12 protein-coding genes are annotated in these 15,078 nt (G+C 60.9%); 11 read left to right on the top strand and 1 reads right to left on the bottom strand.

Going from position 1 to position 15,078, the window contains the following annotated elements; translation table 11 throughout:
• The first annotated feature begins 179 nt into the window (after positions 1–179).
• The gene (locus ACZK5G_RS21090; protein WP_478464691.1) at positions 180–620 is read left to right on the top strand and encodes a DUF2231 domain-containing protein; all 441 of its coding nucleotides are present in this window, start codon (positions 180–182) and stop codon (positions 618–620) included.
• Entirely contained in the window at positions 613–1,923 is a 1,311-nt protein-coding gene (locus ACZK5G_RS21085) for a PQQ-dependent sugar dehydrogenase (RefSeq protein ID WP_478464689.1), read from the top strand. Before ACZK5G_RS21090 ends, ACZK5G_RS21085 begins: the two co-directional genes overlap by 8 nt.
• Before the next feature lie 140 nt (positions 1,924–2,063).
• Here the strand turns inward: ACZK5G_RS21085 and ACZK5G_RS21080 are convergent, their stop codons facing one another.
• A complete protein-coding gene (locus ACZK5G_RS21080; protein WP_478464687.1) occupies positions 2,064–2,726 on the bottom strand; it encodes an exopolysaccharide biosynthesis protein in 663 nt (220 codons plus the stop codon).
• A 150-nt stretch (positions 2,727–2,876) separates the two neighbouring features.
• Between ACZK5G_RS21080 and yidA the strand changes: the two genes are divergently transcribed.
• The 9 genes from yidA (at position 2,877) to ACZK5G_RS21035 (ending at position 15,054) form a co-directional block, all read left to right on the top strand.
• On the top strand, positions 2,877–3,710 hold the full coding sequence (gene yidA / locus ACZK5G_RS21075; protein ID WP_478464685.1) for a sugar-phosphatase: 834 nt from the start codon (positions 2,877–2,879) through the stop codon (positions 3,708–3,710).
• A gap of 497 nt (positions 3,711–4,207) precedes the next feature.
• On the top strand, positions 4,208–6,526 hold the full coding sequence (locus tag ACZK5G_RS21070; protein ID WP_478464683.1) for a TonB-dependent receptor: 2,319 nt from the start codon (positions 4,208–4,210) through the stop codon (positions 6,524–6,526).
• 119 nt (positions 6,527–6,645) lie between these two features.
• A complete protein-coding gene (locus tag ACZK5G_RS21065; protein ID WP_478464681.1) occupies positions 6,646–7,032 on the top strand; it encodes a hypothetical protein in 387 nt (128 codons plus the stop codon).
• A gap of 268 nt (positions 7,033–7,300) precedes the next feature.
• A complete protein-coding gene (locus tag ACZK5G_RS21060) occupies positions 7,301–8,275 on the top strand; it encodes an IS481 family transposase (protein ID WP_478466540.1) in 975 nt (324 codons plus the stop codon).
• A 31-nt stretch (positions 8,276–8,306) separates the two neighbouring features.
• Complete coding sequence (locus ACZK5G_RS21055) at positions 8,307–9,005, top strand: hypothetical protein (RefSeq protein ID WP_478464680.1); 699 nt, start codon at positions 8,307–8,309, stop codon at positions 9,003–9,005.
• Between the two features lie 958 nt (positions 9,006–9,963).
• A complete protein-coding gene (locus ACZK5G_RS21050; RefSeq protein ID WP_478464679.1) occupies positions 9,964–10,401 on the top strand; it encodes an NIF family HAD-type phosphatase in 438 nt (145 codons plus the stop codon).
• A gap of 555 nt (positions 10,402–10,956) precedes the next feature.
• On the top strand, positions 10,957–11,145 hold the full coding sequence (locus tag ACZK5G_RS21045; RefSeq protein WP_478464678.1) for a hypothetical protein: 189 nt from the start codon (positions 10,957–10,959) through the stop codon (positions 11,143–11,145).
• An 898-nt stretch (positions 11,146–12,043) separates the two neighbouring features.
• Positions 12,044–13,744 (top strand): type I secretion system permease/ATPase, encoded by a 1,701-nt coding sequence (locus ACZK5G_RS21040; RefSeq protein ID WP_478464677.1) that lies wholly within the window; start codon positions 12,044–12,046, stop codon positions 13,742–13,744.
• Complete coding sequence (locus ACZK5G_RS21035; protein WP_478464675.1) at positions 13,741–15,054, top strand: HlyD family type I secretion periplasmic adaptor subunit; 1,314 nt, start codon at positions 13,741–13,743, stop codon at positions 15,052–15,054. The genes ACZK5G_RS21040 and ACZK5G_RS21035 overlap by 4 nt, the downstream gene beginning before the upstream one ends.
• Positions 15,055–15,078 lie beyond the last annotated feature (24 nt).

Raw genomic sequence — 15,078 nt, 5'->3', positions numbered from 1 at the left:
GCGTCACAAACACTTATGCCGTGGGGTAATGACGACTGCAGCGGCCCGCATCTGGTAGGTGCCCACCTTGGTTGGCACGCGTATACACGCATGGCGTGGATCTACCCGGTGTCATCGCACGCCCTCACATCCGGCTGTGCTACTACAGCGCGTGCACCCTTCCGCATCGGAGCACGATGATGGTCAACCCTCTGGCCCAGGCCCATCGCGGCCTCGGCACCACGCTGTTCAGCCTGTTGAACCCGATACCCTTCGGCTTCTTCGTCGGCGCGCTGATCTTCGACGCGATCTATCTCAACAGCGCCGAGGTGATGTGGGGAAAGGCCGCTGCCTGGCTGATCACCTTCGGCTTGTTGATCGCCATCATTCCGCGCCTGATCAACCTGTTCGCGGTCTGGCGCCACAACGGTACCGCCACCCGCATCGACCGTATCGACTTCTTCCTCAACCTGGTCGCGGTGGTGCTGGCCATCTGGAACGCCTTCGTGCACAGCCGCGATGCCTATGCCGTCGCGGTGCCGGGCACGATCCTGTCGGCGCTGACCGTGGCCCTGATCGCACTGGGCCTGATCCTGCTGTCACTGCAGCCGCCGGTGCTGCAGGGAGGTCGTCATGGCTAAGCACATCCTGCCTACCGTGGGCGCCCTGGCGCTGGCCGTGATGCTGTCGGCCTGTGCCGGCAAGGCCGAATACCACCCCACCGACCAATCCGGTGCGAAGCCGCCGTTGCCAGCACCTAAGAACTTCCTGATGCCGCCGATGCAGGTGCCTCGTGGCGTGGGTTGGGCCGATGGGCAGTCACCCACCGTGGCCGAAGGCCTGAAGATCGAACGCATCGCCGCCAACCTGCTGCATCCGCGGCGATTGTTGACCCTGCCCAACGGCGATGTGCTGGTGGTGGAGGGCAATGGCCCCGGCGAAGAACCGGTCACCACGCCCAAGCAGTGGATCGCCGGCAAGGTCAAAGCGCGCTCGGGCAAGGCCGGCAAGGGCGGCAACCGGGTCACCCTGCTGCGCCGCACGCCGGGAACGAACACCTGGACCCAGCACGTCTATATCGAAGGCCTGCATTCGCCCTTCGGCATCCAGCTGATCGGCGACACGCTGTACGTGGCCAACACCGGCAACATCATGCAGTATCACTACGTGCCTGGTGAAACCCGCATGTCCGACAAGGGCCGCGAGTTCACCGACCTGCCCAGCACCATCAACCACCACTGGACCAAGGAACTGCTGGCCAGCCGTGATGGCAGCAAGCTGTATGTGGGCGTGGGTTCCAACAGCAACATCACCGAGAACGGCCTGGCCGTCGAGTACCGCCGTGCGGTGGTGCTGGAAGTGGACGTGGCCACCCGTGGCAGCCGCATCTTTGCGTCGGGCATCCGCAACCCGACCGGACTGGACTGGGAGCCGAGCACCGGCACGCTGTGGGCCGTGGCGAACGAACGCGATGAAATCGGTGCGGATCTGGTGCCCGATTACCTCACCTCGGTGAAGGAAGATGGCTTCTACGGGTGGCCCTACAGCTACTACGGCCAGCACGTGGACGAGCGTGTGCAGCCGCAGCGGCCGGACCTGGTGGCGAAAGCCATCACGCCGGACTACGCCATCGGCTCGCACGTGGCACCGCTGGGCCTGCTGTTCTACACCGGCCAGGCACTGCCGGCGCAGTACCACGGCGGCGCCTTCATCGGCGAACACGGCAGCTGGGATCGTTCGCCGCTGAGCGGCTACGAAGTGGTCTACGTACCGTTCAAGGACGGTAAGCCGACCGGGCGACCGCAGACCGTGGTCAGTGGTTTCGCCTCGAAGGACGAGAAGACGCTGATGGGCGCGCCAGTGGGCATGGCCATGGATGCCGAGGGTGCATTGCTGGTCGCCGATGACGTGGGCGACGTGGTGTGGCGGGTGTCAGCCAAGTAGTTCTGTAGCGTCGAGCCACGCTCGACTGCGTTGGATCTGGCCCTTGTAGAGTCGAGCCATGCTCGACTGCTTTTGCCAGCAGCAGTCGAGCATGGCTCGACTCTACAAAAAGCCATAAGCCGCCGAGCCTGGGCCCGGCTCTACATTTCCGAAGGCGCAGCGCGCAACCCGCTGAACACAGACTCGGCAGCAAACCCCACGCCACCCAGCAGCACGCCGAAATACACCACCGTAGCCACCACGAAACCGTAACCGGCCGCCACCGCGGCACCATCGCGCTGGATGAAGCCGATCGCAAAGGACATCAGCGCCAGCGCCGGCAAGGTATTGCTGAACGGAATCGGCCCGGCCGGCGCCATCAGCAGCAGGGTCGCGAACACCAGCATCAGGTTGTTCAGGCGCATCATTTTCTTCGAGCGCACCATCACTGCCAGCCGCATCGGCCGCGACAACCGCTCCATGCGGTGCACCCACTTCAGCGCACGGCCCAGGTTGGCCTTCAGCTTGTCGGTGGCGATCTCGCGGCGCGCCAGTTTCTGCGGCACCCACAGCGGGCGGTTGCGCACGCGGCTCAGGCCGATCAGCAGGATCGAAGCACCAAACACCGTACTCAGCCCGGGAATCGACACCGGAATGATGAAGATGGCCGAGAGCAGGATCACGATCAGCAGCAGGCCTTCATCGCCCAGCGCGCTGAGCAGGGTGCCGATACTGACCTGCTCACCGGGCAGCTCGTCGATCATCTGCTCGATCTGCTCGGCCAGGGGCGCGCTGTCATTGGTTTCGGGGGCTCGGTAGGTCATGCGTCGCAAGGTTCTCCAGGGAAGGGCGGTCAAGGGGCCGTCCTGCGGTGGGGGGACGCACAGGCTCCCGCAGTATCCCGGCCAACGTGGGCAAAGAGGTGAACCGGGCATGAGGGGTTAAACTGGCGTGCCCCGCACGAGTTGAACGCAATGGACATGGGCCGCAGGCAATCGACCATCGAACTGGTCGCCATCGATATGGATGGCACCCTGCTGGATCCCACCCACACGCTCACCGCGCGGGCCAAGCAGGCGATCGCGCAGGCGCGCGCGCTGGGCGTGCACATCGTGCTGACCAGTGGCCGCCCGGTTCCGGGCCTGGCACCGTTCCTGCACGAGCTGGGCATCACCGGCGACGACGACTACTGCATCGCCTGCAATGGCGGCCTGGTGCAGCGTATCGGTACGCGCGAAACGGTGGTCGAGTATCCGCTCAGCTTCGACGACTTCCTGTTCTGCGAGCAGGTGGCCCGCGACCTGGGCGTGCACTTCCAGGCGCTGGACAGCCGGCGCATGTATACGCCCAACCAGGACATCAGCTACTACACCGTGGCCGACTCGCATCTCTCGCGGATGCCGCTGTCCTATCGCCGCGTGGAAGACATGGACCCGTCGATGTCCTTCATCAAGCTGATGATGATCGACGCGCCCGACGTGCTGGATGCCGCCATCGCGCGTTTGCCCAGCGAACTGACCGAGCGCTTCGCGGTGCTGAAGAGCGCACCGTTCTTCCTGGAAGTGTTCGACCACCGCGCCGGCAAGGGCCCAAGCCTGCAGAAGCTGGCCGAGCACTTGGGCATCGACCGCGCCAACGTGATGGCCATCGGTGACCAGGAGAATGACCTGACCATGCTGCAGTACGCCGGTACCAGCGTGGCGATGGGCAATGCCATCAACGCGGTGAAGGCGGTGGCGCGGTTCGAGACCACCAGCAATGCAGACGAAGGCGTGGCGCGCGCCATTGAGCGTTTCGTCCTGCAGTAACCGCGCGCCCCTACGCCCCGGTAGGTGCCAACCTTGGTTGGCGCACGCACACCGTATGCGCCGACCAAGGTCGGCCTCTACCATGTCCCATCCGCCCTGGTAGGTGCCAACCTTGGTTGGCACACGCACACCGTATGCGCCGACCAAGGTCGGCCTCTACCGGGTCCCGTCCGCCTCGGTAGGTGCCAACCTTGGTTGGCACACGCGCACCGTATGCGCCGACCCAGGCTATACCCACGTATAACCCACCCATCCCCATCGCCATCCGCGCTGTACCACCGCGCAATGGCGAATGCGGCAGTGCGATGCAAGAATTTCGCACGTCGAAATCACCCCATCGAATCCCGCAGCAGATGATCGTCCTCGTCTGCTGACCGGCGCGCACCGCGCCGTCACTCCTTCAACGCAATCGCATCGCCAGCCAGGGCGCCGACACCGGTGCTGCAACGCGCTGGGCGTGTGCCTGCGCCGCTCTCTCCCTGCACCTGGATCTGCCGATGAACACCCCACCCACGACGCGCCTCGCCCTGGCCATCATCACGGCCATCACCGCACCTGCGTACGCCGCAGAAACGCACGATGCCGCGCATGACACCCCCACCACCTTGAACGCGCTGCAGGTCATCGCCACGCCGCGCGGCGCCGCCGTTGCGCCCACCCAGGTGATCGGTCCGAACCGCTACATCATCAAGGCCGAAGACCTCGACGCGATGGTCACCGGCAACAACGGCCTGGCCATGCTGAAGCAGGTGCCGGGCGCCAGCTACACCGCTACCGACGGGCTTGGCCTGGATATCTCGGCCACCAGCCTGTTCGTGCGCGGCTTCCGCATGAACGAAATGGGCATCACCTTCGAAGGCGTGCCACTGAACGACAACGGCTTCCTCTCGCTCACCGGCACCAGCGTGGTGAACGTGGGCGTGCCCGATGGCATCGGCGCGATCACGGTCAGTCCCGGTGGGGCACCGGTCAGTGTGTTCTCCAGCAGCGTCAACGGCGGCAGCCTGGAATACCGCCTGCGCGAGCTGCAGGACACGCCCAGCCTGCGCGTGAAGCAGGGCGTGGGCAGCAACAACACGCTGGTCACCACCGTGTCCGGGCAGAGCGGCCAGCTCGGCGAGCATGGCCCGAAAGTGCTGGTCGACCTGCAGCGCGTGTCCGCCGACAAGTACCAGGGCGAGGGCACCCAGAACTTCCTGCGCGGCGACCTGAAGCTGCAGCAGGACGTCGCCTGGGGCGACTTCACCGTGTTCCTGTCTGACAGCAAGGCCAAGGTCTGGGGCTACAACAACATTTCCTTCGACATGATCCGCAAGCTGGGCTGGAAGGCCGACATCTTCTATCCGGATTACGCGTGGGCCTGGTACGTGGCCTCGCCGGAGAATGCGGACAAATCCTGCGGCGCCTACACCTGCGGTGAGCTGTCCGAACTTATCCCGTACGACACTGGCCAGATCACCCGCGACCGCGTGTCCTCGATCAACCATCGCTTCCAGATCACCCCGGCGCTGAGCGGCAACGTGCAGCTGTACAACGCCAACAGCCACACCCAGGCCACGCTGACCGACCCGACCGTGCCGTCGCCCAACGACGCACCGTTCTCCGAACAGGTGCAGACGCCGCGTGTGAATCGGCTGGGTGGCATGCTCAACCTGCAGTTTGAGACCGGCGCGCACACCTTCACTGCCGGTTTCTGGCAGGAGAAGAGCAAGGCCGCGGCCAAGACCGAGTGGTACCAGCAGCCGCTGCTTGGCGAGGGCCCGCCGCTGAAGGCCACCGGTCCGTTCGATGTGTATGGCCCCGCGTTCAAGACCGACAACGCATCGAGCTGGGTGACCCGCTCGCGCCAGTTCTACCTGCAGGACGACATCGTGTTGAACGACACGCTGAAGCTGGGTGTCGGCTTCAAGGCCGTGGACTTCCGCACCAGCGGTGGCGGCCTGGGTGATGCCAAGGATCGCCCGGTGAACGGCACGCTGCGCGCGAAGAGCAACTTCCTGCCGCACGTCTCGCTGTTCTGGAGCCCGACCGAATCCACCGACGCCTTCATCGACTTGGCCAATACCATGAACGGCTATCGCGTGGCGCAGCGCGGCAACATCGGCTACACCGCCTCGGCGTGGACCATCACCGACCAGGAAGAGTTCGACCGCGTGGCCGGCACGCTGCGCCCGGAGAAGAACTGGAATCTGACCGTCGGCGCGTCGCATCGCTTCGACCGGCTGACGATCACCGGTGACGTGTTCTACAACGACATCCGCAACCGCCTGCTGTCGGCGGCCATTGGTACCCAGTTCGCGCAGATCAACACGGTGCGGCTGATGCCGAAGATGCACGTGATCGGCGCCGACCTCGGCATCACCGCCGACCTGACCGACCATCTGCAGTTCTACCAGGGCGTGGCCGTGGCCCGTTCGTACTACGACAGCGATTTCGTGGTGGGCGATACGGTGTATCCGATCAAGAGCAATGCCCAGCCGGGCTACCCGCAGATCTCGCTGGTCAGCGACCTGTCCGCCCACTTCGGTGACTGGCGCTTCGGTGCCACCAGCACCTCCTACCTGCGCCAGCCCTTCACCTACGAGAACGACATCCGCGTGCCGACCTTCTGGCAGGTCAACACCTATGCCGCCTACCGCTTCGGTGCGGACAGCGCCGTGCCCGGCCTGGAGCTGCGGCTGGACGTGAGCAACCTGTTCAACCGCCACAACATCGGCACCGCCACCATCGCCGGCTCGTCGTTCTCGGGGGATTACCAGACCCTGCAGCGCAGCGCCCCCCGGCAGCTGATGTTCAGCACCTCGATGGCGTTCTAAGTAGATCCACGCCATGCGTGGATGCACCTGGCGGTCCCCAGGCAGGTGCCCAGATCCGCCCACAAACCCGCCTTGCGCAATCAACAGGGATTTTCTGGCGGCGACGCAAGGTTCCCACAATGTTGCTGGGTCATGCTGTCGGCATGGCTCAGTTCAACCCGCGATCACCGTTGTTCGACATCCGGAGCCCGGGACGGCCCCGGCAGGCGCTGTCCGTGGCGCCTGTGATCGACCTGCAGGCCGAGTACCAGTTCTGGCACGTCTACGAGCGTGTGGTCCGCCCGTTGCCCGGTGGGGGGCTGCGGCTGGCCTGGCTGGTGTGCCAGAAGGTGTACCGGGACCGGTGGCAGCACCCGCACGACAGCGACGAGGCGGCGTTGTCGCGGGTGTTGTTCGGCGGGAACATGACGGCTGACCGGGCGTCGGAGCTGGCGGAGCTGCACGCGCTGGTCAGCCGTCGGGTGGCGTTGCTGGCGAGACGTGGGCGCGTGGATTCCGCGGCGTGATGTGCGGGGAGACGCCCTTGGCGTCGCCGGGCGACCATGACCCGCTTTGGTTGCCCGCTGCCGTGACCTGCTCTGGCATTGACCCATCCGCTGCCATGACCTGCTCTTGGTAGAGTCGACTGTCAGTCGACTGCTCTACTCATCGGCTCCTCAGAAAACCGCGCTTCGCGCGCGAGTCGACTAACTGTGATCTCTCTGTAGGTTGTTCATCCGGGACATCTTTGGAAAATGGCGGTTACCACACCTTTCCAGACCCCAAAGAGCCCGGATGAACCACCATAAAAATGCCCGTTTGACCGTCCATAGTCGAGCACTTCTTGTTCACCGCATTCTTCACGAGGGCCTGCGCCCGGAAGAAGCAGCTCAGGCGTGTGGCGTCAGCGTGCGTACGGCTTACAAATGGCTGGGCCGATTCCGGGAGTTGGGGCCATCGGGCTTGGAGAACCGCAGCTCAAAGCCTCACCAGACGCCGCACGCCACACCGGAGCTGGTGGTCGAGCAGATCAAGGAACGCCGCCGTAAGCGGCAGACCTACCTGACCATCTCCAAGGCACTGGGGGTCGGCCACAGTACGATTTCAAGGCTGATGCGCGCCCACGGCCTCAATCGGCTGTGTCAGCTTGATCCGCCCAAGGAGGTCATCCGATACGAATATGATCAGCCAGGAGGGCTGCTGCACCTGGACATCAAGAAGCTGGGCAACTTCCAGCGGCCAGGGCACAGAACCGATGCCAAACGCCGGGGAAACGCCGCGGGCGGTGGCTGGGGCTACGTCCACGTGGCCATCGACGATCACTCCCGAGTGGCCTTCAGCAGCGTCCACCCCAACGAACAGGGCGAAACCGCCTGCCAGGCGTTGCTGGGCGCTCTGGAGTACTACGCCAGCCTGGGAATCACCTTCAAGCGGATCCTGACCGACAACGGTGCCTGCTATCGCTCCACCGCCTTTGCCAAGCTGCTCAAATCCCTTGGAATCAAGCACATCAGAACCAAGCCCTACACGCCGCGGACCAATGGCAAAGCCGAGCGCTTCATCCAGACCAGCCTGCGCGAGTGGGCCTACGCCTGCGAGTACGCATCCTCGGACCAGCGCAATTCCGTTCTGAACCAATGGCTGCACCACTACAACTGGCACCGTCCCCATATGGCGATCGGCGGCCAGCCACCTATCTCCAGAGTGCCGCTGAACAACGTAGTGGGTTTACACAAGGGTCCTGTGCTCGCACCTTCCATTCTTTTCTAGTTTAGATGAGCGCTTCTCTGCGCAGGAACACGTGCTTCCGCAGTCGCTGTTGGATAACTTCACAGTGGCTGGTCTGCGTCGCCACCAGTTAGCCTTTCGTTACACCTGCGATGTACTGGGCATTGAGATCACCGAGGAAGACAAGCAGGAGCACGTTGAGAACGCCCGAGTAGATGAGATCCTTGAACAAGCACAGTCTGCAAGGTGGAGCGATGACCTGTTTCAGTACAACCTATGGCTCATCAAATCTGAGCGGCCGGTGCGGACTCGCAGGCTGTACTTATCGGCAGCCGCAGGTCTCATGCGCTCAGCAGGTGCCAGATCCCTGCTTGAACTGAATCAGCAATCCCTCGAGCGACACCTGACGATGGTGCCAGGAACGAGGGCCAATCTCAGCTCGGTGCTACGCTTCGCACGAGAGACGCTGGGCCACAACATTGCGCTGCCGCCGCGCCCCGCTCGTGAAGCCACAGAACCCAAGCCAGTTCGCCGCTTACGGGCGCTGCTGAAAGTAATAGAGGCTGATGGGAACTCGGCGGCGGTCGAAGACCTGGAAAGCGTCCTTTCTATTGCTCTTCAGATACCGTTGCGATCCATTAGGGCCAGAAAATGGTGGCCCGAGAAGCGCGGCGAGCGATGGCATGTCGTCTCCAAGAATGAGGCGATACCTTGTCCCGCAGCGCTTCAGGATGTCGCGTCAAGATGGGCACATACGCGAGCGGAGACTTAGCGGATCCGCAACCAAAGATGGTTCCATCTGCGCCGGACGAGGAATCGGCTCACTTGAGCGTGCCGCGCGATATGCCTTGGTTATGAGGCAGTTGTAGTGGCGGATAAGTGATGCCGTGGGGGCAGGGCCAGCCAACGCGCCGAACTGGCGGCATCCTGTAGTCGGTTAGCCTACTGGATCTTCCGCACAATGCGGCCTTGGTGGCGGCTGATCCACATCTCTACTCCGCGCTTTCCCGAATTCCAGCTCGTGCAGTCGCGCACGTGGGGAGTTCCTGAGATACATTGACGGTGGAGCGCCAAAAACGCGCGAACCGGCTCGGTTCGGCTCCGCTCGAGTAGTGCGGCCACGCATTGCTCTCCGTACGCGACGATCGTCGCTCGCTTTGCCGCGGGAGCCGACTTGATCCATCGGAAGCCTTGAGGCAAGCCTGAACGCTCCGGAAGATCAGGTAAAGCCTGCTCGCCGGCCAGCCACACGATCGCTTGGTCGAGAGGGACACCTGGCATCAAAACTGTCGCTGCCTTGCGCTCGACTTGGTCTTTGCCCTCTTCTGGGCTGCTGGCCACATACTCTTCTACCTCCCACATCTTCCCCATATCGACCACGACTCTGGATCCGCCGAGGATCCTCTGGATCGTCACGCATTCCCGCCCGTTCCAGAGTAGAGCCCATCGATCGTTCCGATAATTTCATCCCTGACCTTGTCGAATGGATGAAGCGCGCTTCGAGATGGACTGATTCTGCATGCCACGAGCATACCCATCGGGATCCCACGAGCCGCGACCGTATGCCCCGGCCTGGACGTCACAGGCTGGTAAATGAAACTGCCCGTGATTGCTCGCCGGCCTACACTGCAGCAGTAGGGTCACGGTGCGGGCGTACCACTAGGCTCACACGATAGACACTCCCGCGCGGAAGGCGCAAGGTGGGCGTATGCGCCGAGAGGAGGCACCTCATGAAGCCGAGCATCTTGGCTTTGGACCTTGAAGGTACGCTCATCTCCAATGCCATCAGTCAGATCCCCAGACCTGGTCTCTACCAGTTCCTGGAAGACGCGCGATTGTCGTTCGATGAACTGGTGGTTTTCACCACGGTGCCTGAAGGCCGCTTCAGGAGCATTGCCTCTTTGCTGACAGATGAGGGCAGTGCGCCAGGCTGGTTCGCGCTGCTTCGGTATGTCGATTGGTCTGGCAAGACGAAGGACCTAAGTTTCGTGTCCGCGGTACCGGGGGCGGCGTTGTTGCTGGATGACCATGGACCCTACGTGCATCCTGGACAGGAACACCTGTGGGTCGAAGTCCCCCTTTTCGGGTCTCCCTATCCTGCAGAAGACGATGGATTGAAGATCGCTTTGAAGCGCTTACGGGAGCGGATTAATGCTCTGGGGGAATGAGCGCTCTCCACCGACCTGGTCGAGCCAGAGTAGGGGGGCGCTTGAGCGCTGTTGGGCCACGCTGTATGGCAACGGCGGTACAGGCCTGAGCGTTGGGTGATGTTCACTGCCGTTCCAGTGCAGCGCGTACCCAACATCGCAAATCTGTTGATTGGCGAAGGTAGCGCGCCGGCATGGTTGCTGAGCTGCGATTTGTGGAGGGGATTAGCAAAACGAATGACCTCACGTTCGGCAACAATCCGCACGGTCACCGCGATGACCCGCCGCACGTCCACATGCACCTTCGTTGGCCCGCCAACAGCGGCACCAAGATCGGCCACAACTATCTGGACGACCGCGGGTTGCTCACGTTCAATCGTATGGGAATCAAGGGGCTGGACCGCCCCGCGAGGGATTACGCAAAGGGCGAGACCGCCATCACGATCGGACCCGGATGGCCAGCGGCTGTATGCCCATACCATCACCAAGAAGGGCTAGCTGCAGTTGGGGCGGCCGGGAGATCGCGCGTGCCTGATCCGTCCCCTGGACGAAGGTGGCTTCGACACCTGATCGACCGTGGCATTCCTGGACCTTGAAGCGGTAACGCTGACCGTGGACAAGAACTTGGCCATCGGTCGCGTCGTGGTTAGGACCGACAACGAGGAGGAAGTGTTCCGCTACGACCTGGATACCGGTTCACTGAGGTCGCCGCGGGCAATTGCCGTACCGGAGCCATCGGTGCATATGCCCGCCGCCAATCCATAGAGAATGAGGCTGGTAAGATCATAACCAATGTCCGCTGATGGCCGAAAGCGGATGCGCCGGCGGAGTGGACTGGCCTACCGAAGAAGCATCCTCTGCTGGAGCTCAGCACCCGCCACCAGGGCATGACCGGAGCCAGGTGGCTGCTTTACGAGCATTCAAAGCCGCTGCTCGATGTCCTGCTATCCACGGACGGGGAGCCAGATCAGAGCACCCCAAACGAAAGATACGGGCTGCTCGCTCCCATCCTCGCAGAATTCTGCAGTCTCCATCCTGTCGTTGAACTGGAAGGCGACTCGCGCCTGATCCGCAACTGCATCAGTCGTCAGCGGCGATCATCTTTGCTCACCTCTTCAACAAGAGATCGTAAGGAAGCTCATGCTTGATGTCAGCTCTCCTAGATGGGCGGAACGCGGCGTCATCATCGGTAGGAAGATCGCGCGCTTTCACCAAACACGCGGCGCCGCTGCAGGGAGAGGGAGAAGCGCAGTAATCCCTTGACCCATCTGAAGCATAAATCTATAGTGCGCGTCGCAAGCCGTGGGGCTATCGTCCCAGCAAGCCAATCCAGTGACGCATCGCGTCAACCATCTATGAATTGGCCAACCGCAGAATTGCTTGCCTCATGACCTATATATCAGTCGCCGCTACGCCATCCACTCGTCTTCGAACTGTCGCGTCGGCACAGATTCTGCATCGCGTGTTGCGCATCAACGCGTGCACCTAAAGTCATCCACTGGACCGCTCATCTAAGGAAGACATGCGGTCGCTGCCTCTGTAAGTGTCCTCTAGCCCCATAGGAAGTCACTCCTTGGCCAGCGGGGCTCGGGCCTTTCGGAAGCGGTGCTGAATGATTAAGGGCCATAGAAAGGTCCGAGCAGAGCATTGAAAGGAATTAGATGTGGGTGTGCCCAAGGACGAAATCCTGCGACTAACTGCTCTCAGCATCGTGAGCAATGTTTTGGCGCTTACGTCACCGCTCTATATGCTCCAAGTGTACGATCGCGTACTACCTTCGGGCACTTTGTACGCACTTGGACTGATATCGCTGATTGCAGGATTCCTGCTAGCGCTAGGGGGCGTAGTTGATGCCCTCAGAAGCCAGATCATGGTGCACTTGGGGGCAAGGCTCGAGCTACTGCTGTCGTCCAAGGTTCACTCATGGGCGTTCAGCAGAGAGGGGGGAGGGCCGTATGTGCCCACCGAAGCCTTCAGGGATCTCGAGCGGGTTTGTGGCTTCGTTGCAACGGGAAAGCCGATGCCACTTCTGGATCTGCCTTGGACACCTCTTTTTGTAGTGGTCCTGTTCTGGATTGACTCAGTGATGGGATACCTAGCGTCGGCGGGTGTCCTATGCGTGATCTTGCTAGCGATGTGGAGCGGTAGATCGGCCAGATCGGAGTCGATCAAGGCCCGCCCTCTTCGGCAGCGTGCTACAGCAATGCTGAATGACTCTTTGAATTCAAGAAGTTCAGTGGTGGCAATGAACATGCAAAAGGCTGTCGAAGGGCGATGGACGCAGGAACGCAACGCGCTACTTTGGCATCACGTCCTTGCAGGACTGACCAACGCACGATTTGCTGCGACATCAAAGGCAACTCGCCTCGCGCTTCAGTCAGCAGCGCTAGGTGTAGGCGCGGCATTAGTTGTCGAGGGCAGGATATCTGCCGGCATGATGATCGCATCGTCGATAATCCTTGGCAGGGCTTTGACGCCAATCGATCAAATTACGTCTTCATGGCGGGATATCACTGCAGCCTATGGCTCCTGGCGAGCAATGAAGACGCTACTCAATAGCGAGCCCGATGTCAGTATGCCGCTGGATCCACAGGCTGGAATGAGCGGCCTGACATGCAGCATTGGATCAGCATCTCCTGCTACTTGGAAGTACGCCAATCCGGCCCTTCGCAACATCGATTTCACGTTGGCCAAGGGCGAGGTACTAGCAGTCATTGGAGTGTCGGGCAGTGGGAAGTCGACGCTTCTTCAAGCGCTTGCCGGCGTACTACCTCTTTCCGCAGGAGCAGTTAGCTTTGACGGCTTACCTCTCCCTATGTGGCAGATGAAAGGCGGACGAATTGGCTACCTCCATCAGAACATAGAGCTTCTCTCCGGATCGATACTGCAGAATATTTCAAGGTTCAGTCCTGAGCACACCGCGGATAAGTTGGATGAGGCCATACGACTTGCGGCGCTTGAAGAGCTGATTTGCTCCCTCCCCGATGGGCTGCATACGGACGTTGGGCCCGCCGGGATCAACCTGTCTGCAGGCCAAAGGCAGAGGGTCGCACTGGCACGGGCGGTGTATGGCTCGCCAGATCTCGTTCTGCTTGATGAGCCGAATGCCAATCTGGATGAGCAGGGGGATCTCGCACTTCTGAACTGTATAACTACACTCAAGACAGCAGGCGCGACTGTGGTGGTTAGCACGCATCGGAAGTCACTTCTACCTGTATGTAGCAGAGTCCTGGTCATGAAGGATGGCCGTCTTCAGCGTATTGGAGAACGGATCGAAACGGTGGCTCGTGAGCATCCTACCGGAGCTCGCGCTGTAGAAAATCCGTCCCTGATCTCAGAGAAAGAAGATGGCGCAGCAGCATGACTGAACAGGATGGATCTGAGCATGTGTCCCAACGGCTGCGACGGAGTTCAAACCGGCTGCATCTCAGGGTCCTGATTACGCTTGGCTTGGGGTTTGGCGGCTTCTCGCTATGGGCAGCTTTAGCGCCTATTCCCGAGGGGGTGCTTGTCCCCGGCACACTTGTTCCCAACGGAAGCAGAAAGCTAGTTGATGCACTAACTTCGGGCAGGATAGTGTCGCTGAACGTAGTTGACGGGGCCTACGTAGAGAAGAATCAGCTGTTGGCAATAATAGATAGTACCGCCGCAAAGGCCGAGGTTGAGTCGGCAAGCGCTAGGCGGAATTTGGTTGTAGGAAAAATTGACCGTCTTGAAGTTGAGCTTGGCATTAGTCATGAATCATCAAATCTTGTCACTGACCGTTCCGAAAGTGATGATTCAATCCAGAGCAAGCTTAGAGTCGCCCGGTCTGAGGCAGAGCTTCAGAATTCCAGGTCTCTCCATGCCGATCTAAGGTCCGCTAAGTCGCTTGTGAACTCCGGCCGTCAGGCTGTAGGAATGCGTGATAAGCAACTAGCTCTGATCAGCGATCAGTTGAAGAACATGCGAATTCTGGCTGAAGAGGGGTTGATCCCGCGCAACCGGTATCTAGAGTTACAGAGGAGCTACTTTTCCATTCAGGCAGAGCTCGAGCGGGAGCGGAACGGTATCCGCCAAGCTGAAGCCTCAGTGGAAAAGATTGCAGCAGAAATAGAGAGAATCGATCGATCTAGAGACGCGGAGCGCTACGCAGAGCTCGCTGACCTGATTTCTGAAATGGAGTCATTGAATGCGGCATTGGATGCCGCACGATCGAGGGTCCTTGCGAGTCGGATCGTGTCACCAGAGAGTGGCTACGTCATAGGCCTATCCGTTCATACAGAAGGCGCATACGTCCAAGCAGGACAACGGATGATGGAGGTTGTATCGCCAACTGCAGAAGTTATCGCAGAAGGCGCGCTTCAGGTAGACAGGATTGCCGACATCGAAGTCGGTGACAGAGTGGACATTGGATTCACTGCGGTGGATCGAAATTCTAGTCCTCGTGGCCGCGGAACCATAACAAATATATCCGCCGATCGAATTATAGATCAACAAAATGGACAGCCCTACTACAAAATATCTGTACGTATGGATGGCTCTCCATCACAACTGAAGCAGAAGATTGGTATGCCGGTTGAGATATTCGTTCGGTCCGGCGAGAGAACACTTTTTGGATACCTGGTCAAACCCGTCGTTGATAGGGCTAGAACTGGTTGGGAGGGCGAAAGAACTCGCCCTCAAACAAAGTGAAGTAAAAACAAAGAAAAGGAGAAT

It is taken from the genome of Stenotrophomonas sp. 62841_Sma, assembly GCF_056482945.1.
The sequence above is the reverse complement of the archived record's forward strand: the minus strand, read 5'-3'. Positions and strand labels throughout refer to the sequence as shown.

Excerpts from the sequence above, each read along its gene's own strand:
- yidA (WP_478464685.1), top strand. The coding sequence starts at position 2,877 with ATGGACATGGGCCGCAGGCAATCGACCATCGAACTGGTCGCCATCGAT.
- ACZK5G_RS21090 (WP_478464691.1), top strand. The coding sequence starts at position 180 with ATGGTCAACCCTCTGGCCCAGGCCCATCGCGGCCTCGGCACCACGCTG.
- ACZK5G_RS21060 (WP_478466540.1), top strand. The coding sequence starts at position 7,301 with ATGAACCACCATAAAAATGCCCGTTTGACCGTCCATAGTCGAGCACTT.
- ACZK5G_RS21035 (WP_478464675.1), top strand. The coding sequence starts at position 13,741 with ATGACTGAACAGGATGGATCTGAGCATGTGTCCCAACGGCTGCGACGG.
- ACZK5G_RS21080 (WP_478464687.1), bottom strand. The coding sequence starts at position 2,726 with ATGACCTACCGAGCCCCCGAAACCAATGACAGCGCGCCCCTGGCCGAG.
- ACZK5G_RS21070 (WP_478464683.1), top strand. The coding sequence starts at position 4,208 with ATGAACACCCCACCCACGACGCGCCTCGCCCTGGCCATCATCACGGCC.
- ACZK5G_RS21065 (WP_478464681.1), top strand. The coding sequence starts at position 6,646 with ATGTTGCTGGGTCATGCTGTCGGCATGGCTCAGTTCAACCCGCGATCA.
- ACZK5G_RS21085 (WP_478464689.1), top strand. The coding sequence starts at position 613 with ATGGCTAAGCACATCCTGCCTACCGTGGGCGCCCTGGCGCTGGCCGTG.
- ACZK5G_RS21050 (WP_478464679.1), top strand. The coding sequence starts at position 9,964 with ATGAAGCCGAGCATCTTGGCTTTGGACCTTGAAGGTACGCTCATCTCC.